Source organism: Massilia aerilata (assembly GCF_042656905.1).
In the GTDB taxonomy this organism is placed as follows: Bacteria; Pseudomonadota; Gammaproteobacteria; order Burkholderiales; family Burkholderiaceae_D; genus Telluria; species Telluria aerilata.
The window spans coordinates 405,522-425,306 of sequence record NZ_JBHSMZ010000006.1; the positions used below are offsets into that span (position 1 = coordinate 405,522).

At 66.6% G+C, this 19,785-nt stretch carries 20 protein-coding genes; 4 read left to right on the forward strand and 16 right to left on the reverse strand.

Annotated features, from left to right (window positions below; translation table 11 throughout):
* Nucleotides 1-50: 50 nt before the first annotated feature.
* From ACFPO9_RS10955 to ACFPO9_RS10965, 3 genes are read right to left on the reverse strand one after another with little or no spacing between them, the layout of a single operon-like run.
* Entirely contained in the window at nt 51-173 is a 123-nt protein-coding gene (locus tag ACFPO9_RS10955; protein ID WP_379770512.1) for a DUF2474 domain-containing protein, read from the reverse strand.
* Nucleotides 173-1,180, reverse strand: a complete 1,008-nt coding sequence (cydB, locus tag ACFPO9_RS10960; RefSeq protein WP_379771018.1) for a cytochrome d ubiquinol oxidase subunit II — start codon at nt 1,178-1,180, stop codon at nt 173-175. The genes ACFPO9_RS10955 and cydB overlap by 1 nt, the downstream gene beginning before the upstream one ends.
* A 2-nt stretch (nt 1,181-1,182) precedes the next feature.
* Complete coding sequence (locus tag ACFPO9_RS10965) at nt 1,183-2,610, reverse strand: cytochrome ubiquinol oxidase subunit I (protein ID WP_379770514.1); 1,428 nt, start codon at nt 2,608-2,610, stop codon at nt 1,183-1,185.
* A 198-nt stretch (nt 2,611-2,808) separates the two neighbouring features.
* Between ACFPO9_RS10965 and fnr the strand changes: the two genes are divergently transcribed.
* Entirely contained in the window at nt 2,809-3,579 is a 771-nt protein-coding gene (gene fnr, locus ACFPO9_RS10970; RefSeq protein ID WP_379770517.1) for a fumarate/nitrate reduction transcriptional regulator Fnr, read from the forward strand.
* On the opposite strand, the gene udk is transcribed toward fnr, so the two are convergent.
* Nucleotides 3,580-4,236 (reverse strand): uridine kinase, encoded by a 657-nt coding sequence (udk, locus tag ACFPO9_RS10975; RefSeq protein ID WP_379770520.1) that lies wholly within the window; start codon nt 4,234-4,236, stop codon nt 3,580-3,582.
* Between the two features lie 177 nt (nt 4,237-4,413).
* Between udk and ACFPO9_RS10980 the strand changes: the two genes are divergently transcribed.
* Nucleotides 4,414-4,689: a hypothetical protein gene (locus ACFPO9_RS10980; RefSeq protein ID WP_379770522.1), complete on the forward strand. Its 276-nt coding sequence runs from the start codon at nt 4,414-4,416 to the stop codon at nt 4,687-4,689.
* A gap of 198 nt (nt 4,690-4,887) precedes the next feature.
* On the opposite strand, the gene ACFPO9_RS10985 is transcribed toward ACFPO9_RS10980, so the two are convergent.
* Together ACFPO9_RS10985 and ACFPO9_RS10990 are read right to left on the reverse strand one after the other, a co-directional pair.
* On the reverse strand, nt 4,888-8,469 hold the full coding sequence (locus ACFPO9_RS10985; RefSeq protein WP_379770525.1) for a M1 family aminopeptidase: 3,582 nt from the start codon (nt 8,467-8,469) through the stop codon (nt 4,888-4,890).
* 9 nt (nt 8,470-8,478) lie between these two features.
* On the reverse strand, nt 8,479-9,399 hold the full coding sequence (locus tag ACFPO9_RS10990; RefSeq protein ID WP_379770527.1) for an ABC transporter ATP-binding protein: 921 nt from the start codon (nt 9,397-9,399) through the stop codon (nt 8,479-8,481).
* A gap of 209 nt (nt 9,400-9,608) precedes the next feature.
* On the opposite strand from ACFPO9_RS10990, the gene ACFPO9_RS10995 reads away from it, so the two are divergent.
* Entirely contained in the window at nt 9,609-9,926 is a 318-nt protein-coding gene (locus ACFPO9_RS10995) for an EthD family reductase (protein ID WP_379770530.1), read from the forward strand.
* An 18-nt stretch (nt 9,927-9,944) separates the two neighbouring features.
* Here ACFPO9_RS10995 and ACFPO9_RS11000 read toward each other — a convergent pair whose 3' ends face one another.
* The 7 genes from ACFPO9_RS11000 to ccoN form a co-directional block, all read right to left on the reverse strand.
* A complete protein-coding gene (locus ACFPO9_RS11000) occupies nt 9,945-10,481 on the reverse strand; it encodes a pyridoxamine 5'-phosphate oxidase family protein (RefSeq protein WP_379770533.1) in 537 nt (178 codons plus the stop codon).
* A 94-nt stretch (nt 10,482-10,575) separates the two neighbouring features.
* Nucleotides 10,576-11,088 (reverse strand): FixH family protein, encoded by a 513-nt coding sequence (locus ACFPO9_RS11005; protein WP_379770535.1) that lies wholly within the window; start codon nt 11,086-11,088, stop codon nt 10,576-10,578.
* A gap of 10 nt (nt 11,089-11,098) precedes the next feature.
* Nucleotides 11,099-12,487 (reverse strand): cytochrome c oxidase accessory protein CcoG, encoded by a 1,389-nt coding sequence (gene ccoG / locus ACFPO9_RS11010; RefSeq protein ID WP_379770538.1) that lies wholly within the window; start codon nt 12,485-12,487, stop codon nt 11,099-11,101.
* Nucleotides 12,484-13,407, reverse strand: a complete 924-nt coding sequence (gene ccoP / locus ACFPO9_RS11015; RefSeq protein ID WP_379770540.1) for a cytochrome-c oxidase, cbb3-type subunit III — start codon at nt 13,405-13,407, stop codon at nt 12,484-12,486. Before ccoP ends, ccoG begins: the two co-directional genes overlap by 4 nt.
* Nucleotides 13,400-13,567 (reverse strand): cbb3-type cytochrome oxidase subunit 3, encoded by a 168-nt coding sequence (locus ACFPO9_RS11020; protein ID WP_379770542.1) that lies wholly within the window; start codon nt 13,565-13,567, stop codon nt 13,400-13,402. Before ACFPO9_RS11020 ends, ccoP begins: the two co-directional genes overlap by 8 nt.
* Before the next feature lies 1 nt (nt 13,568).
* Nucleotides 13,569-14,186, reverse strand: coding sequence for a cytochrome-c oxidase, cbb3-type subunit II (gene ccoO, locus ACFPO9_RS11025; RefSeq protein ID WP_379770545.1), 618 nt, complete (start codon nt 14,184-14,186; stop codon nt 13,569-13,571).
* A gap of 31 nt (nt 14,187-14,217) precedes the next feature.
* Nucleotides 14,218-15,675, reverse strand: a complete 1,458-nt coding sequence (ccoN, locus tag ACFPO9_RS11030; RefSeq protein WP_379770547.1) for a cytochrome-c oxidase, cbb3-type subunit I — start codon at nt 15,673-15,675, stop codon at nt 14,218-14,220.
* Nucleotides 15,676-15,852: 177 nt separating this feature from the next.
* On the opposite strand from ccoN, the gene ACFPO9_RS11035 reads away from it, so the two are divergent.
* A complete protein-coding gene (locus ACFPO9_RS11035; RefSeq protein ID WP_379770549.1) occupies nt 15,853-16,251 on the forward strand; it encodes a TraR/DksA family transcriptional regulator in 399 nt (132 codons plus the stop codon).
* 215 nt (nt 16,252-16,466) lie between these two features.
* On the opposite strand, the gene ccoS is transcribed toward ACFPO9_RS11035, so the two are convergent.
* The 3 genes from ccoS to ACFPO9_RS11050 are packed head-to-tail and all read right to left on the reverse strand — an operon-like array spanning nt 16,467 to nt 19,785.
* Complete coding sequence (ccoS, locus tag ACFPO9_RS11040) at nt 16,467-16,607, reverse strand: cbb3-type cytochrome oxidase assembly protein CcoS (protein ID WP_379770551.1); 141 nt, start codon at nt 16,605-16,607, stop codon at nt 16,467-16,469.
* The gene (locus ACFPO9_RS11045; protein WP_379770553.1) at nt 16,607-19,009 is read right to left on the reverse strand and encodes a heavy metal translocating P-type ATPase; all 2,403 of its coding nucleotides are present in this window, start codon (nt 19,007-19,009) and stop codon (nt 16,607-16,609) included. The genes ccoS and ACFPO9_RS11045 overlap by 1 nt, the downstream gene beginning before the upstream one ends.
* Entirely contained in the window at nt 19,006-19,785 is a 780-nt protein-coding gene (locus tag ACFPO9_RS11050; RefSeq protein ID WP_379770555.1) for a sulfite exporter TauE/SafE family protein, read from the reverse strand. Before ACFPO9_RS11050 ends, ACFPO9_RS11045 begins: the two co-directional genes overlap by 4 nt.

A 19,785-nucleotide genomic window follows, 5' to 3' on the forward strand; every position in this document is an offset into this window, starting at 1 on the left:
ACTGAAAGTGTAGTCCCAGGGAACCCAAGAGGCGCGCACGGTTGAACTGCCTATTTCATGCCGGCCGCATGCATGAGCACCCGCAACAGCCAGGCGACGCCAGCCAGCGCCGCCACCCCGACCAGCCAGAGACCGATCATCCAGCCCAGCCTGCGCATCCAGAGCGTGTTCATCAGTGGTATCCCTCGGTGTCGATGACCTTGCCGCGAAACACATAATAGGCCCAGCCCGTATAGGCCAGGATCAGGGGCAGCACGATCAGCGTGCCGACCAGCGCGAAGCTCTGGGTGGCCGGCGGCGCGGCCGCTTCCCAGATCGTGATGAAGGGTGGGACGATGTGCGGCCAGATGCTGATCGCCATGCCCGTAAAGCCCAGCAGCACCAGCGCCAGCGCGGCGGCGAAGGGTTGCCAGGAGGGACTGCGCGCCAGGGACCATAGCAGCCAGACGAGGGAGGCGGCCACCAGCAGCGGCACCGGCGACAGGATCAGCAGGTTCGGGAAGCTGAACCAGCGCTCGGCCACCTGGTGCTGGGACAACGGGGTCCACACGCTGACCACGGCGATGGCCGCCAGCAGCAGCCAGGTGAAAGGCCGCGCCAGCTTGCGCATGCGTTCATGCAGCTCGCCGCCGGTCTTCATCACCAGCCAGGTCGCGCCCAGCAGCGCATAGGCGATCATGACGCCGCAGCCGGCCGCCAGCGGGAAAGGCGCGAACCAGTCCAGCGGCCCGCCCGCATAGCTGCGCCCCGACACCGGAATTCCGGAAAGAAAGGCGCCCAGCGATACGCCCTGGAAGAAGGCCGCCGTCATCGAGCCAGCGATGAAAGCCAGGTCCCAGACCGGCCGTTCGCGGTCGTTGGCCTTGAAGCGGAATTCGAAAGCCACGCCGCGGAAGATCAGCCCGAGCAGCATGAAGATCAGCGGCAGGTAGAGGCCGGGCAGGATCACCGCATAGGCCACCGGGAAGGCCGCCAGCAGGCCCTCGCCGCCCAGCACCAGCCAGGTCTCGTTGCCGTCCCAGATCGGCGCCACCGAATTCATCATCGTGTCGCGGTCGCGCCTGTCCGGCACGAAGGGATAGAGCATGCCGATGCCGAGGTCGAAGCCGTCCAGCACCACGTACATGAAGACGGAGAAGAAGATGATGCCGGCCCAGACCGCGGTGATGTCGATGTCCATAGTCATGTCAGGTTGTCTTCGTTGGCCGAGGCCTCGGCTTCCGGCACGGACAGGGGCCGCGCCGGCGTGCGCCCCCTGCCCGGCCCGCCCTGGGCCGCGCGCGTGGTGTCGAAGGCTTGCGGTCCCTTGCGCACCAGCCGCAGCACATAGGCGATGCCGACCCCGAACACGAACAGGTAAGCCACCACGAACAGCGCCAGCGACAGGGCCAGCGGACCGGCGGAGATCTTCGAGGCGGCATCCGCGGTGCGCAGCACGCCGTAGACGATCCAGGGCTGGCGCCCGACCTCGGTGGTGATCCAGCCGGCCAGCACCGCCAGCAGGCCCGCCGGCCCCATCCACATCGCCATCTTCAGGAAGCCGCGGCTGTCGTACAGCCGCTTTTTAAGCCGCAGCCACAGGCTCCAGGCGCCCAGCGCGATCATCAGCAGGCCCAGGCCGACCATCGCGCGGAAGCTCCAGAAGATAATCAGGGCGTTGGGCCGCTCGTCCTTCGGGAATGCCTTGAGGCCCCTGATCTGGCCGCCCCAGGTGTGCGTGAGTATCCAGCTGCCGACGCGCGGGATGCCGAGTGCGAATTTCGTTTCCTCGTCCTTCATGGAAGGGATGCCGAACAGCAGCAGCGGCAAGGGCTTGTCGCCTTCGTTTTCCCAATGCCCCTCGAGCGCCGCGATCTTGGCCGGCTGGTGCTGCAAGGTGTTCAGGCCATGCATGTCCCCGACCACGGCCTGGATGGGCGCGACGATCAGCACCATCCACATCGCCATCGACAGCATGGTGCGCACCGCTTCGTTGCCGCGGCCTTTCAGGAGATGCCAGGCGGCGGAGGCGCCCACGAACAAGGCCGTCGACAGGAAGGCGGCAATCGACATGTGCACCAGCCGGTAGGGAAAGGACGGGTTGAAAATGATTTTGAGCCAGTCGACCGGCACCATGCGTCCATCGACGATGGCATAGCCCTGCGGCGTCTGCATCCAGCTGTTCGAGCCGAGGATCCAGGTGGCGGAGATCAGGGTGCCGAGCGCGACCATGCAAGTGGCGAGGAAGTGCAGCCCGGGCCCGACCTTGGTCCAGCCGAACAGCATCACGCCCAGGAAGCCGGCTTCCAGGAAGAAGGCGGTCAGCACCTCGTAGGCCAGCAGCGGCCCGGTGATGGCGCCGGCGTATTCGGAAAAAAAACTCCAGTTGGTGCCGAACTGGTAAGCCATCACGATGCCGGAGACCACGCCCATGCCGAAAGTCACGGCGAAAATCCGCAACCAGAACTGGTACAGGTCGACGAAGACCTGGCGCCTGGTCTTCAGCCAGCACAGCTCCAGCACGGCCAGGTAACTGGCCAGGCCGATGGTGATCGCTGGAAACAGGATGTGGAACGACATCGTGAACGCGAACTGAAGGCGCGCCAGGTCCAATGCCGCCAAGCCGAACATGTGAGCTCCCCTTATTGTTGTGTACAGAATCTAGCACGCGCCGGGGTGCGCACGATTGCCAGGGTGGCAAGGCAGGCCTGCGGTCAAAATGCGACGTCATGTGAACAGGCGTTCAACTGTTCCGGCGGGAAGATGCACAGTCCTCGAACAGCGACCGTATAATCACGGATATTGACCCCCAACCGTCTCCACCGACCGATGATCCAGGCCATCAGCTTACCGACCGACGACAAACTGCTGAACGTGCAAACCCTGAAGGCCAGTTGCGCGGCCTGCAGCATGCACCAGCTCTGCCTGCCGATGGGCCTCGCGGATGCGGACATCGACCGTCTCGACAAGATCATCGGCCGCCGCCGGCGCGTGGCGCGCGACGAGCCCCTGTACCGCAAGGGCGATCCCTTCCGCAACCTGTACGCGGTGCGTTTCGGGCATTTCAAGACTTACCAGGTGAACGCCGCCGGCGAAACCCAGATCACCGGCTTCCAGATGGCCGGCGAACTGCTGGGCATGGACGCGATCAGCAGCGAATGCCACCACTGCGATGCGGTGGCGCTGGAGGACAGCGAAGTCTGCGAGATCCCCTTCGGCAACCTGGAAGAGCTGTTCGGCCAGGTGCCGACCCTGCTGCGCCACTTCCACCGCATGATGAGCAACGAGATCACGCGCGAGCAGAACGCCATGCTACTGCTCGGCAATATGCGGGCGGAACAGCGTTTTGCCGTCTTCCTGGTCAACAAGTCGGCCCGCTACGCGGCGCGCGGCTATTCGCCGACCCAGTTCGCCCTGCGCATGTCGCGCGAAGACATCGGCAACTACCTGGGCCTGACGATCGAGAGCATCAGCCGCCTGCTGTCGCGTTTCAAGAAGATGGGCCTGCTGACGATCGACAAGCGCGAGGTCACCCTGCTCGATCCGGCCCGCCTGAAGGCGCTGGCGGCCGGCACCGAGCAATGCAGCCCGATGGCCTGATCAGGGCTGTTCGAGTTTTCCGCGCTTTAACTCATCGATGACGCTCGCGACCTTGGTCGTGATGACGTCGACCGCCGGGCCGTTCGCGCCGTGCGGCAGGATGACGTCGGCGTGGCGCTTGGTCGGTTCGATGAACTGCTTGTGCATCGGGCGCACCGTTTCCAGGTACTGGTTGACGATGCTCTCGGTCGTGCGGCCGCGCTCGGCAATATCCCGCTGCATGCGGCGGATGAAGCGCACGTCCGGCGCCGTGTCGACGAAGATCTTCAGCGACATCATCTTGCGCAGGTCCGCGTCGTAGAGGGCGAACAGGCCTTCGATCACGATCACCGGGGCCGGCTTGACCGGTATGGTCTTGCTGGAGCGGTTGTCGATCGTGAAATCGTATTCCGGCATCTGGATCGTTTCGCCATTGCGCAGGGCGCGCACGTGCTGCACCATCAGCGGCCAGTCGAAGGCGTCCGGGTGGTCGTAATTCTGCCGGCGGCGGACTTCAGGGGTGAGTTCGGACTGGTCGTTGTAATAGTCGTCCTGCATGACGACCGACACCATCTCGGCGCCGAAGGAAGACAGCACCTGCTGCGTCACCGTGGACTTGCCGCTGCCGCTGCCGCCGGCCACGCCGATGACGAAGGGTTGGAAGGAATTCTGGTTCATCCCCGAATGATACCGGAGCGGGGCGCGAACTGACAGAGGCAGTCATTTGTTCATAAACTTTAAGCATGCACACTGGACAGGCCGTGCGGCATGTCCTACAAAGACGGCCGAAGCCCTCCTATGGTCGGCGCTGGCCCGCCTATCCATGATGGTCTTCCCTACTATTAGGAGATGATCATGAAAACAGTGCAAGGCCTCTTCATCGGCAGCATGATCGCCCTGTCCCTGGGGGCATGCAGCGCGACACGCACGAGCGGCAGCGACATGGACGCCAGTTCCGCAACGGGTTCGACCTCCAGCGGTTCCACAACCAGCGGCACAATGGAAGGCAACACGATGGGCACCACCGGCAGCCCGGGCACGGTGGGCGCGTCCGGCCAGGGCGCGGGGGCCACGTCGACGACCCCGCCGACGACGCCGCCCACGGACCCGCAGCCGACCGATCGGCGTTGAGTTTCTTCGCAATGCGAATGCCGGGCCGGACTGGTACCAGTCGTATCCCTGGATCCGGCAGCCTACCCGCCTGGCCGCCATCCGCCAGGCGGCGGTTCGAGCATCGACTTGATGAAGCCGAGGGCGTAAAGTCGCGGCGCCTCCCCTTCCGTGTGCCGGGCCGGTACGGGCCGGAGCGCCGGAGCGGCGCTCCAGCGATCAGTCGACGCTGACCTCCTTGCGATTATCGCGCGACACCCGGTCGATCATCTTGTTGTAAGGGTCGACGCCGACCTCGAAAGGCCGCGCCTTGACGGTCACGGTCAGCACCGGATTCGCGCCGCTCAGCACCCGCTTCTCCAGCAGCAGCACCTTCTCGTCCGCCTCCTTGGCCCCCCTGGCGCGCGCGAACACGCCGATCTCCACCGGCTCGTCGTAGGCGCGCGCCGTCTCCTTGCCCTTGCCGTCGGCCTCCATCTTCGCCAGGTGCAGCTTCATCGTCACGTCCCACTGGCCGTCAGGGCGCTTCTTGGCAGTGGCTTCCGTCACGCGGTTATCGTAGAAAACGATCTTCTCGAACAGGTCGGTGATCAGCGCCTGCTTGTCGGCCGGCGCTTCCTGGCGAATATAGGCGACCAGCTCGGCGGAGGTCGTGAACGGCGACTCCTGGTAGCCCTTGTCGACCAGGAAGCGCTTCAATGCGCGGTTCAGCGCTTCCTCGCCGATCTCGTCGCGCAGGCGGTAGAAGACGAGGCTGCCCTTGCGGTAGTGGATGTACTGCTGGTTTTCCACCCGCACCAGCGGCAGCTCCTCGATCGCTTCGCCGCCGCGCGAGCTGAGGTAGCGATCCAGTTCGTAGCGCAGGAAGCGGCGCATCTGGTGGCGGCCGTATTCCTTCTCCATCACCATCAGCGCGGAATACTGCGACAGCGATTCGATCAGCATGCTCGAGCCCTGCACGTTGGCGGCGGTCACCTGGTGGCCCCACCACTGGTGCGCCATTTCGTGGGCCGTCACGTAGAAGACGTAGTCGATGTCCTCCTTGTCGCGCAGGTCGGCGATGAAGCCGATCGATTCCGAGAACGGGATCGTGTTCGCGAACGACTGGGCGAAGCTGGCGTAGTTCGGGAACTCCAGGATGCGCACCTGCTTGTGCTGGTAAGGCGTGAACTGGGTCGTGTAGTAGTCCAGCGCCTTTTGCGTGGCCTCGATCATGCGGTCCACGTTGTAGCGGTGCTTGGGATCGTGGTAGATCTCGATCGGGATGCCGTGCCAGTCGCCCTTCTTGACCTGCCAGTTGGCCGACAGGTAGGCAAAGAAGGGCATCATCTTCCGGTCCATCTTGTACTGGAAGTAGTTGCGGCCGTTTTCCTTCCACGACTTCTGCAGGTAGCCCGGCGCCAGCGCGATCTGCTCGCCACTGGTCGAGACGACCGTCTCGAAGTCGATCCAGTCCGCGTCCGCGCCGAACATCGAGTTGGCGCGCGCCGCCTGGTCTTCCAGCTTGGCCATGCGCTCCGGCTCGCCCAGGCCGCGCTTGCGGCGTTCGTTGCGGTCGCCCAGCTCCTGGTCCGGCTGGTAGCCGATCAGCGGGAAGAAGGCGCGGTTGTTGAAGAAGCTGCCGTTGTAATTGATCGTGTCGGCTTCGCCGTTGTTCTGGAAGCCGGGCCGGCGCACGTCGACCGTGAAGTCGAGCGGCAGCCGCCCGCCCGGCGGCAAGGCCTGCGCCAGCTTGATGATGCGGAAGCCGAACTTCTTGTCATCCAGTTCGACCTTGTGCGCGGGCAGCCCGGACAGGGTGGTCTCGACGTCCGGATTGCACTGCAGGCGCAGGGTGTCGAGCGGCATGTTGGTCTTGTTTTGCAGGACATAGCGGCCCTTGATCGACACGCGGCGCTGGTCCGGGTAGATGTCCACCGCGGCCTTGACGTCGGTGATCTTCGGGTGCGGCAGGTCCTTGTACTTGCGATAGGTCTTTTCGTAGTCCGCGCGCTTGTCCATGGCCACGTCGCCGGCCTCGTAGTGCGCCAGGGTGTTCGTGTTGTGGAAGATCCAGCCGCCCACGCCGGCAAACGCCACCAGGCACAGGGCCAGCGCCACCCCGGACGCGCCCTTCAGGCGGCGGCCGGCTTCGCGCACGCGCGAGCGCCAGTCCAGCGACAGGCCGCGCACCCAGAAGGCCTGGGCCACGATCAGGGCCGCCACCGTGAACAGGCTCCAGTACAGCGCGAACCAGGCCCAGCCGGCGAGAAAGTGGCCATAGCCGTTCATGTCCGAGTACGGCGTGCGCGGCAGGCCGTCGAGGTTCATCAGGTTGTGATCCAGGTGCATGACGCCGGCCACGATCTGCGACACGATCAGCAGGATCATCAGCAGGTAGCCGATGAACTTGTTGTTCGTGATGACCTGCAGGAACACGGCGATCAGGCCCAGGAGGGCGAAAGGCAGGCCGGCAATCATGACGCCCTTCAGGTAGAGCAGTCCCTCGACCGGCGCCCCGCCCTTCACCAGCTGGATGCAGACAGCGGCCAGGCTGCCGGCCAGCAGGAAGGCCAGCACCACGCCCATCAGCGCCAGGCTCTTGGCCGCCAGCGGCGCCCAGTTCGGCACCGGCATGGCGTCGTTGACGTCGGCGATCCTGACCTGGCGCTCCTTGAAGATCAGCTCACCCGCGTAGAAGGTGACGATGATGAGCAGGAAGAAGTTGAAGCTGCCGCTCAGCAGCTCGACCATCAGGTGGGTCATCGGATAGACGTCGGTCCCGAACATCTTGCCCATCTGGGACCCGGCGCCGACCATGTTCAGCACGCCGAACAGCAGCATCACCAGGAAAGGCACGCTCTTGAACACCGCCACGGCGTCGAAGGCGAGGATGTGACGGCACTGGGTCCAGCGCGTGCCGGCCGTGAAACGGGGCTCGATGCGCGGCAGGGCGATCTGCGCGGGCACCGGTGCGGAGGCCGGCAGCGCCCTGGCCTTGCCGAACAGGCGCCTGCCGGTGCCGGCGCGCTGCGGCTTGAACAGGACCAGGGTCAGGCCGAACAGGGCCAGCGCAACCGCGGTCCAGACCGCGCGGTTGGCCAGCATGTAGCCGGCGATCGCCGGCAGCCCGGCATTGGCCTCGGCGGTGGAAAAATAACGGGTGGCGCGGCCCAGGGCGCGGATGCCGAAGGGGTCGGCCAGCACGGCGATCCATTCGTTGTCGATGTTCTGGGTGAACTTGCCGGCCACGATCCACAGCACGAAGAAGGCCAGCACGCCCACGTAGACCAGCATGATCGAGCGCGTGGTCGAGGCCAGCAGCATCAGCAGCGCGCCGACGAAGAACAGGTTGGGCACGACCAGCACGCCCAGCGCCCACAGGTAGGCGCTGCCGGGGAAAGGCCCGACGCGCTGCGGGTCGACCCAGGGCATTAGCGGGCCGATCATCATGCCGAGGACGATGACGGCGAAGATGAACAGGCAGGCCACCAGGCCGGCGGAGAAGCGGCCGACCAGGTAGTCGCGCTTCTTCATCGGCGTGGCGAACAGCATGTCCGAGATGCCGACTTCGCTGTCGCGCAGCACGGTGCCGGCGATGAAGATGGTCACCACGAACATCGACATCAGGCTGAAGGCGCCGAGCAGGTTGGCGACGACCACGGGCGCATTGCGGTTGACGTTGCCGATGCTGCCGCCGACCTGGACCGCATCGGTGGTGCTGGCGCCGAAGGCCAGCGCGCCGAGGACCAGCGCGCACACCCACAGCAAGGGCTGGCGCAGCTGGGTGCCCAGCTCGAAACTGAAGAATTCTCTCAACATGGCCGCTCCTTATGCCGTGACGGGCGCAGTCGGCGCGGCGGCGGCCGGCGCTGCCGCGCTACGGTCGGCGTTGCGGATCTGGAGGAAGTAGACGTCTTCGAGGTCCGGCTCGACGCTGGTGAAACCGTCGTCCGGCTGCGACTCGGCGTACACGTTGATCTGCGGCCGGCCCGCCACCAGGCGCGTCGACAGCACGTTGAAGCGCTCCTGGTATGCCGGCAGCGCTTCCTGGCTGACGGTGCGGCGCCAGACGCGGTTCTTCAGCGTGTCGATGGCGGCTTGGGGCTCGCCCTGCAGCAGCACCGTGCCCTTGGCGATCATCGCCATGCGCGGGCACAGGTCGGTCACGTCTTCGACGATGTGGGTGGAGAGGATCACCACCACCTGCTCGCCGATCCTGGCCAGCAGGTTGAGGAAGCGGTTGCGCTCATCGGGATCGAGGCCGGCGGTCGGCTCGTCGACGATCACCAGGCGCGGCGCGCCGAGCAGGGCCTGGGCGATGCCGAAGCGCTGGCGCATGCCGCCGGAAAAGCTGCCGAGCTGGCGCTTGCGCGCGTCCCACAGGTTGGTCTGGTGCAGCAGGCCTTCGACCGCCTCCTTGCGCTCGCCCTTGCCGCTCAGCCCTTTCAGCACGGCGAAGTGGTTCAGCAGCTTTTCGGCGCTGACCTTCGGGTAGACGCCGAAGTCCTGCGGCAGGTAACCCAGCTGGCGCAGCAGCCCTTCCTTGTTCTTCAGGACGTCGAGGCCGTTGAAGTGGATGCTGCCGCTGTCGGGATCCTGCAGCGTCGCGATGGTACGCATCAGCGAAGACTTGCCGGCGCCATTCGGGCCGAGCAGGCCGAACATGCCGTTCGGGATCTCGAGGCTGACATTGTTGATGGCCTTTACGCCATTGGCATAGGTCTTGTTCAGCTGCTTGATCGATAGCATGTGGGCCGCCTCCAAAAGTTGTCCAGGAATATTTCCTTTTGGATAATTTACCCTTAATCAAAAGCAATGCTCAAGTTATATTGCGATGAACTGCAGGATTCGACGTCTGAACGACGTATTCCTGATATATGCATGGGAACTTGAAAAGCGTGCGACATCGGCGCACGATGCCATGCACCATTTGCGCCAACCACAAGAAGGAGACGACGATGATCAAGGTAAGCGTGATGTACCCGAACGGCCCGGACGCGCATTTCGACGACGCCTATTACCGCGACCGGCACATGCCGATGGTGAAGCAGCTGATGGGGGATTACTGCAAGTTCTACACGGTCGACAAGGCGCTGGCCAAGGGCGCGTCCGACCCGAACGCACCCTACATCGCGATGGGCCACCTGTTCTGCGATTCGGTCGAGTCTTTCCAGGCGGGGTTCGGTCCGCATACGAAGGAAATCATGGGGGATATTCCCAACTATACGAACCAGACGCCGGTGGTGCAGATCAGCGAGGTGGTGGTGGGGCAGTAAGCCCCGCCGCCGGCCCGCTCAGAAGCGCAGCTGACCCTCGATCGAATCGTCGAGCGTCTTGCCGAGCGCCGCGCCGACCGCCACCTTGGCGCCGGCGATGGCATTGCCATGCTTGTTGTCCCAGTAGTAGCCGCGTTCCGGCACGAAGCGGATGACGGTGATGCGCGGGTCGTCTTCGCCCTCCGTGAACCAGGTGCGCAGCATGAAATTCCACAGCTCCTTGATGCGCGCACGGTCGGTCAGCACCTCGGCGCGCCCTTCCAGCTCGAGGAACCCGGCGTGGGCGCCGGCCTGGAAGTGAAGCGTCACCGCAGAACTGGCCGCCAGCTCCCGGTTCTTGTAGCTGTCGCTGGCGCTGAGGAACCAGAGATGGCCGGCATCGTCCACCTCGCGCACGCTCATCGGGCGCACGCCGCGGCTGGGGCCGATGGCGCCGTCGGTGCGGAAGAAGCAGGAGGTGGCGTCGTCCACCATGTCCTGCACGCGTTTTACGGCCTCGGCGCCATCGAGGTCGCGGCGGTTCTGTTCCGGCTGCTGCTTGTTGATCGAATCCATAGGGGTCTCCAAAGGCCGACGTGGCCGATGTCCGACTCTAGCGCAGCCCTCTCACGCGGTATGTGCAGCCGCGAACACAGCCGGCGACAATCGTTCAGGGCCGGTCGGCGACGATCGCCAGCGCCTGTTGCCGCGGCCAGTCCCAGCTCCGGGCCAGGCGCCAGTCGCGCCGCTTGCCTTCGACGACCACCTGCCAGTGGGTCTGCTCCAGCACCGGCAGCGAGACCGAAAACGCGCCGCCGGGGTCCGGCCTGACGAGCAGGCTCAGGTCGCGCTGCGGCAGGGTCGGGTGCGCCAGATGGACCGTGAACGGCGCCGCCAGCGGCCGGCCGAAGCTTTCGATGCGGCCGTTCAGGCGTCCGCCCTCGTAGCGCAGCTGCAGGGCCAGGCCCATGGCGCTGGCCACGCGGTCGCGGCGCAGGTCCTGGTTGATCGCCTTGCCCTGCTTGTAGTAGTCGTCGACCACCATGGCGTCCGGGTGGCCGAGCGCCAGCCAGGTGGCGAACGCGCCGCCCACCAGCACGGTGGCCGGGCCGATCATGAGGAACCAGGGCCAGCGATGCGTGTACCAGGGCGCGGCCTGGGTGGGAATCCGGGAGATGTTCATGGGCTTTCCATTATCTGGGAACGATGAAGACCGCTCTCTCGCTCACGCGCAGCGAGGGATCGTCCAGCGCGCTGAGGGTGAAGCGGATCGGATGCGAGCCGGCGGCCGCCTTGCCGGGCTTGACGCGCACGCGCACCGGCACCGCGCGCGTGGAGGCGCCGGCCAGTTCGACCAGGTCCTCGTCGGCGATGCCGGCGCTCGGGATGCCGTCCACCTCGATGCGGTACAGGTGCGCGCGCTCGGCGGTGTTCATCACCTGCAGGCGGTAGACGTTTTCGATCATGCCGTCCTCGACTTCGCGCCCCATGGCGCCGCGGTCGCGGATCACGTCGAGTTTCAAGGGGGTGCGCAGGGCCAGCGCGCCCGAAAACGCGGCGGCGATGGCCACGAACACGAGGCCGTAGCCGATCACGCGCGGGCGCAGCAGCCGGCGCTTGATCCGCGCCGCGGACCAGCGTCCGGCCAGCGCATTCTCGGTCGCGTAGCGGATCAGGCCAGGCGGCTTGCCCACCTTGTCCATCACGCTGTCGCAGGCGTCGATGCAGGCGGCGCAGCCGATGCATTCGTACTGCAGGCCCTGGCGGATGTCGATGCCGGTCGGGCAGACCTGGACGCACAGGCTGCAATCGATGCAGTCGCCCTTCCCTTGCGCGCGCGCCGCCGCGCGCGGCTCGCCACGCGCCAGGTCATAGCTGACGATCAGGGTGTCGCGATCGAACATCGCGCTCTGGAAGCGCGCGTAGGGGCACATGTACTTGCAGACCTGCTCGCGCATCCAGCCGGCATTGCCGTAGGTGGCGAAACCGTAGAACAGTACCCAGAAGGCTTCCCACGGGCCGAGCGAGAAGCCCAGCGCCTCATGGGCCAGCTGGCGCACCGGCGTGAAGTAGCCGACGAAGGAAAAGCCGGTCCATAGCGCCACCAGCCCCCAGGCCAGATGCTTGGCGCCGCGCTTGGCCGTCTTCTCCGCCGTCCACGGCTGACGGTCAAGGCGGATGCGCGCGCTGCGATTGCCTTCGATGCGGCGCTCGATCCACAGGAAGATCTCGGTGTACACGGTCTGCGGGCAGGCGTAGCCGCACCAGACCCGCCCCGCCACCGTCGTCACCAGGAACAGGCCGTAGGCGCAGATGATCAGCAGGCCGGCCAGGTAAATGAAATCCTGCGGCCACAACACCAGGCCGAACAGGTGGAATTTACGGGCGCCGAGGTCGAACAGCACCGCCTGGCGTCCATGCATCTGCAGCCAGGGCAGTCCGTAGAACAGGGCCTGGGTCAGCCACACGCAGGCCCAGCGCAGCGTGGCGTAACGGCCCTTCACCTCGCGCGGGTGGATCTCCTCGCGCGCCGCGTACATCTTGATGACGGTCTCCTTGACCGCCGGTTCCGGCGCATTCATTTCAGCTGGTCCTGGTTCGACAGGCTCCAGACATAGGCCGCCAGCACATGCGACTTACCCTCGCCGAGGAACTCGCCCCAGGCCGGCATGGTGTTGTTGCGGCCCTTGCGGATGGTTTCCATCACGGTTTCCGCGCTGCCGCCGTAGAGCCAGACCTTGTCCGTCAGGTTGGGGGCGCCCAGCGCGGGGTTGCCGTGCGCGTCGGCGCCGTGGCAGGCCGCGCAGGCGCCGAATTTCGGCTTGCCGAAGGCGACCTTCACCGGGTCCGCGGTCAGGCCGGACAGGCTGCGCACGTAATGCGCCACGTTTTCGACGTCAGTGTCCGAGCCGAGCGCCGCGCCCATCGGCGGCATCTGGCCGTTGCGGCCCTTCATGATGGTCTCCTTGATCACCGAGGGCTCGCCGCCGTAGAGCCAGTCCTTGTCGGTCAGGTTCGGATAGCCCTTGTTGCCGCGCGCATCCGAGCCGTGGCATTGCGCACAGTAATTCAGGAACAGGCGCTCGCCGATCGCCTGCGCCTGCGGGTCGCGCGCGACCGCCTTGATATCCTGCTGCAGGTACTTGTCGAACAGCGGGCCGTAGTCGGCGTTCGCCTGCTTGACCTCGAGCTGGTAGGCGCCGCTCGACTTCCATCCCAGCTTGCCGGCGTAGGCGCCGAGCCCCGGGTACAGCACCAGGTAGCCGATCGCGAACACGATGGTGAGATAGAACAGTCCCATCCACCAGCGCGGCATCGGGGTATTCAGTTCGGTCAGGTCCTCGTCCCAGACATGGCCGGTGGTCTTTTCGGGCTGGCCGTCGGCGCCGATCCGGACCTTGTGCTTCGATTGGGACCACAGCAGCAGGCCGCAGCCGGCAATCGACAGCAGCGTGATCAGGGCCACGTACCAATTCCAGAAACCGCTGGTGAAGTCAGACATGATCTTCGGCCTCCTGCTCGTCGGCGAAAGGCAGCGCCGCCGCCTGGGCGAAGTCGCGCTCCTTGCGCAGGAAGGTCCAGGCCAGGATGCCGGTGAAGGTGGCGAAGCTGATCACGGTCATGACGCGGCTTGCGTCATCGAAGAGGTATTGGAGTTCCATCTCAGTTCCTTGTCTTGATTTGCGTGCCCAGGCCCTGCAGGTAGGCGATCAGCGCATCCTGCTCGCTCTTGCCTTCCAGCTCGGCCGGCGCGTCCTGCACCTCCTTGTCGGAGTACGGCACGTTCAGGCGCCGCATCGCGCGCATCTTCGGCACGATCGATTGCGGGTCCAGCCTGGTACTGGCCAGCCACGGGTAGCCCGGCATGTTCGATTCCGGGACCACGTCGCGCGGGTTGTCGAGGTGGGTGCGGTGCCACTCGTCCGAGTAGCGGCCGCCGACGCGCGCCAGGTCCGGACCGGTGCGCTTCGAGCCCCACTGGAAGGGGTGGTCGTAGACGAATTCGCCGGCCACCGAATAGTGGCCATAGCGCTCGGTCTCGGCGCGGAAGGGACGGATCATCTGCGAGTGGCAGTTGTAGCAGCCTTCGCGGATGTAGATGTCGCGCCCGGCCAGGCGCAGCGCCGAATACGGCTTCAGGCCGGCGACCGGCTCGGTGGTCGATTTCTGGAAGAACAGCGGCACGATTTCGACCAGGCCGCCGAAGGAGATCACGACCAGCACCAGGCCGATCAGCAGCCAGGGATTCTTCTCGATCCACTCGTGGCTGAACTTTGTCATACCAATTTTCATGATGGGCTTCCTGATTTCTTTATGCGTGTTCGGGGACTGAGGTTCCAGCGGCCGGCTTGTGGGGCTGCAGTGAAGGAATGGGCGCATCGACGGACACGGTGCCGCGCATGGTCAGCCAGGTGTTGTACGCCATCAGGCACATGCCGCTCAGGTACATCAGGCCGCCGCCGAAGCGGATCACGTAATACGGATAGGTCGCCTTGACGCCTTCGACGAAGGTGTAGGTCAGCGTGCCGTCCGGGTTCACGGCGCGCCACATCAGGCCCTGCATCACGCCGGCAATCCACATCGCGGCAATGTAGAGCACGATGCCGATGGTGCCGAGCCAGAAGTGGGTCTCGATCAGCGCCACGCTGGCCATCTGCTTCTTGCCGGCCAGGCGCGGGATCAGGTAGTACAGCGAGCCCATGGTGATGAAACCGACCCAGCCCAGGGCGCCGCCATGGACGTGGGCGATGCCCCAGTCGGTGTAGTGGGACAGCGAGTTGATGGTCTTGATCGACATCATCGGGCCCTCGAAGGTGGCCATGCCGTAGAAGGACAGCGAGACGATCATGAATTTGAGGATGGGGTCGGAGCGCAGCTTGTGCCAGGCGCCCGACAGGGTCATGATCCCGTTGATCATGCCGCCCCAGGAAGGCGCCAGCAGGATCAGCGAGAACACCATGCCGATCGACTGGGTCCAGTCGGGCAGCGCGGTGTAGTGCAGGTGGTGCGGGCCGGCCCACATGTAGGTGAAGATCAGGGCCCAGAAGTGCACGATCGACAGGCGGTAGGAATACACCGGGCGCTCGGCCTGCTTGGGGATGAAGTAATAGACCATGCCGAGATAGCCGGCGGTGAGGATGAAGCCGACCGCGTTGTGGCCGTACCACCACTGGATCATCGCGTCCTGCACGCCCGCATACATCGAATAGGACTTCATGAAAGACACCGGCATCGACATGCCGTTCACGATGTGCAGCACCGCCACCGCGATGATGTAGGCGCCGAAGAACCAGTTGGCCACGTAGATGTGCTGCACGCGGCGCTTGAGGATGGTGCCGAAAAAGACCACCGCATAGGCCACCCACACGATGGCGATCAGGATCGCGATCGGCCATTCCAGCTCGGCGTACTCCTTGCCGCGCGTGAAACCCATCGGCAGCGTGACCGCGGCCGACACCAGCACCGCCTGCCAGCCCCAGAAGGTGAAGGCGGCCAGCTTGTCCGAGAACAGGCGGACCTGGCAGGTGCGCTGCACGACATAGTAGGAGGTGGCGAACAGGCCGCAAATGCCGAAGGCGAAGATGACGGCGTTCGTGTGCAGCGGACGCAGGCGGCCGTAGGTCAGCCAGGGGATGTCGAAGTTCAGCGCCGGCCAGGCCAGCTGGGCCGCGATCCACACGCCGGCCAGCATGCCGATCACGCCCCAGGCCACGGTGGCGATGGCAAACTGGCGCACGATTTTGTAGTTGTAGTTTAGACTGCTGTCCAAGATGCACTCCTGAATATGAAGAAATGAACGACATCAGGAGTGTGTGTTTCTGAACTTGAAAAATCCTTGATGTGAATCAAAATGTTCAGAATGGGATGCGGCAGGAGATAAAAGCGTCTAACAAAAGCCTCAGGGCGAGGCGCATCGTCGAAGACCCAAGCGTTGACAGGAATTCTCATGCCGCCCATCTCATCAGAACTGCAGGACCAGATCGGCAAGCGCCTGCGCAAGGATCGCGAGGACATGCTGGCCGCCATCCACGCCCGCACCGACGGCGACACCGACGACCGTCCGGCGATCTCGCCGATGGCCCACATGGGCTCGAACGACGACGCCCCGGCCGGCGAAATGCTGAGCCATAACGAGGAGCACCTGGCCGAGCACGAGTCCCATCTGCTGGCCGACATCGACGCCGCGCTCGGGCGGCTGGAAGCGGGCGGCTACGGGATCTGCGCCCGCTGCGGGATGGCGATTCCGGAGGCGCGGCTGGTGGCGACGCCGACGGTGCAGACCTGCATCGGATGCCAGGAAGAGATCGAGCGGGAGCAGCATACGGGGCGTGGGCCGTCGATGTGAGCCGCAGGGGGGCACCGCAGGGGTCACCGCAGGGGTCAGAGCCCGGTGTTGCTTTCAAAAGGGCTCTGACCCCGGAGTTGCTGACCCCGGAGTTGACCCCGGAGTTGCCGACGCTTGAACAGCACGGTATCTCCGCCGCCAACAACTCCGGGGTCAGAGCCCACCCGAGTAAACCGGGCTCTGACCCCTGCGGCTGACCCCTGCGGCCGAGGCAGCTAATCATCATCATGCAAGATCCGCAAAGCCGGCCCATCCAGATCCTCGAACTGGCCGCTCTCCGCCGCCCCGAAGAACACCCACACCGCAAACGCCACCAGGATCAGGCTCAGCGGAATCAGCAGGTACAAGGCTTCCATCAGTCCACCCTCCTCAGCCGCAAGGCATTCAGGACCACCAGCGCCGAACTGGCCGTCATGCCGATCGCGGACAGCCAGGGATTCAGCAGGCCGCTGGCCGCCGCCGGAATCGCCACCAGGTTATAGAGCATCGCCCAGCCCAGGTTCTGGCGGATGACGCGCGCGCAGGCACTGGCGGTCCGTATGGCTTCCTCCAGCGGCGCCAATCCTTCGCCAAGCAGCACGCAATCGGCGTGCAGCTGCGCCAGCTGGGCGCCCTGGCCCATCGCGAAGGAGACGTCGGCGCCGCCCAGCACGGCGGCGTCGTTGATGCCGTCGCCGACCATCGCCACCACCGCGCCGCCGGCCTGCAGGGCGCGCACGGCGTCCAGCTTGTCCTGCGGGAGCTGGCGGCCGCGCGCGTCGCGGATGCCGAGCCGGGCGGCCACCGCCCGCACCGCATCCTCGTCGTCGCCGGACAGCAGCAGCACGGTTTTTCCCTTCGCCTGCAGCGCGCGCACCAGGGCCGGCGCTTCCGGGCGCAGCGCGTCGACCAGGTCGAAGCGCGCCAGCCAGCGCCCGCTGCCGCCCAGCCAGACCGCGGTGGCGCCGGCGCCCGCGCCCGGCGGGGCAAGGCCGCCCGCCAGCCCGGCCACGAACGCGGCGCTGCCGAGACGGTAGCGCAGGCCGGCCACTTCGCCCTCGACACCCTGTCCCACCACGTTATCGATGTCCTGCGCCTTCAGCGTGATGGCCCCGGATGCGGCCGCCGCTTCGCGCAAGGCCGCCGCCAGCGGATGCGCGCTGCCCGCTTCCAGCGCCGCGGCGATGCGCAGGCAGCCGGCGCCGTCCACCATGCCCAGCGCCACGGCCTCGCGCAGTTCCGGGCGGCCGCGGGTCAGGGTGCCGGTCTTGTCGAACACCACGTGGGTGGCGCGCTCCAGGGTCTCCAGCACATGCGGCTTCACCGCCAGCACGCCGTGGCGCAGCAGGCGCTCCAGCGCCGCCGCCAGCGCGGTCGGCGTCGCCAGCGACAGCGCGCAGGGACAGGACGCCACCAACACCGCGATCGCCGCCGGCCAGGCGCGCGCTGGATCGGCGACCCGCCAGAACGCGAACACGGCCACGGTCAACACCAGCAGCACCAGCACGAACCAGGCGCCGACGCGATCGGCCCATCGCGCCAGCCGCGGCTTGTCCTGGCCCGCGCGTTGGCTCAGGCGCACCAGCAGCGCCAGGGTACTGTCGGCGGCGCTGCTGGCCACGCGCAGCGTCACCGCCTGCGCGACGTTGACGGCGCCGCCGGGCAGCTGTTCGCCCGGTCCGATGGCGCGGGTGCGGCTCTCGCCGGTCAGCAGGGCCAGGTCGATTTCCGTGCGGCCCTCGAGGATGACGCCGTCCGCCGCCACGGTCTGGCCCGGCGGCACCAGGATCACGTCGCCGGGGCGCAGGCGGCTGGCCGCCACCGTCTCCGCTTCACACGGCGCCGGCCAGGCGGCCAGCAGCAAGGCGGTGGCCGGCGCCGCGTGCTGCAGGCCTTCGAGGGCGCGCGCGGCCTTGCGGCGGGCGTCGAGCTCGAGCCAGCGGCTGCCGAGCAGCAGGAACACGAACATGGTGATCGAGTCGAACCAGACCTCGCCCTCGCCGCGCACCAGCGAAACGGCGCTGCCGGCGAAGGCGGCCAGGATGCCCAGCGCCACCGGCACGTCCATGCCGGGCAGGCCGCGGCGCAGGTCCAGCCAGGCGCCGCGCATGAAGGGCCAGGCGCAGTAAGTGACCGCGGGCAGCGTCAGCAGGAAGGAGGCCCAGCCCATCAGGGCCTTCATGTCGGCGTCCATGGTGCCGTCGGTGGCCAGGTAGACCGGGACGGCGTACATCATCACCTGCATCATGGCCAGCCCGGCCACGAACAGGCGCCGCAGCAGCGCCTTGCGGGCGCGCTCCAGCTGGGCGCCGTGGCGGGTGGCGTCGTAGGGATAGGCGGTGTAGCCGATCGCGCGCAGGGCAAGCAGGATGTCGCTGGGGCGGCAATTGGCGGCGTCCCAGCGCACGTGCAGGCGCTCGGTGGCGACGTTCAGCAGCGCCGACTGCACGCCGGGCAGCGCGGCCACGCGGCGCTCGATCAGCCAGACGCAGGCCGCGCAGCGCAGGCCTTCGACGGTGAACACGGCATCGCCGTTCAGTCCCATCTCATCGTAGAGCTTCAGTTCCGGCGCCTCGCCCGCGGCGGCCGGCGCGGCGTAGCCGGTGCGGCTGCCGTAGTAGTCGTCCAGGCCGGCGTCCGCGATGGCCTGGGCCGCCGCCGCGCAGCCGGGGCAGCACATGCTGCGCGGCGCGCCGCCGATGCTGACCCGCCAGCGCGCGCCGTCGACCGCCGCCTGGCCGCAGTGGTAGCAAGCCGCGAACTCGCTGATCGCGTTCATGCCGCCGCTCCCGGCGTGAGGCAGAGGGTTTCGAGCCAGCTGTGCGGCAGGCCGCCGGCGGCGCGCGCGAGGCCCAGCAGGCCGAAGCCCAGCACCAGCGCACCGCAGGCGAGGCGCACGCCGCGCAGGCGCAGGCCCGCGCGCAGGCGCGCGCCCAGCAGCCCGAGGCCGAGCAGCATCGGCAGCGTGCCGAGGCCGAAGGCCAGCATCGCCAGCGCGCCCCCAAGGGCGGAACCGGACAGCATGGCCGTCAGCAGCACGCTGTAGACCATCCCGCAGGGCAGCCAGCCCCACAGGGCGCCGGCCGCCAGCATCCTGGCCGGGCCGAAGGCGCTTCCATTCGACGGCCGCACATGCCGCAGCAGCGGCTGGACGCGGCGCCACAATATCTGGCCGCCCTGCTCCAGCCGCGCCAGGCCGCGCCAGACATCCATCAGATAAAGGCCGAGCAGCGCCAGCATCAGGTTGGCCATCCAGTAGCCGCCCGCCTGCAGCGCCGGCAGCCGGGACAGCGCACCGGCGCCCTGCCCGACCCCGCCCGCCAGCGCACCGGCCAGCATGTAGCTGCCGATGCGGCCGGCGTTATAGGCCAGCACGTTCAGCAGGGCGGGCCGCGCCGGCGGCACAAGCCGTACCGTGACCGGCACGGCCTGTCCGCGGGAAGGCGCCAGCGACAGCGCCCCCACGATCCCGCCGCACATGCCGGCGCAATGCACGCTGCCGAGCAGGCCGACCACGAACAGGGGAAACAGCGGCGGGAACAGCGCGACAGCCAT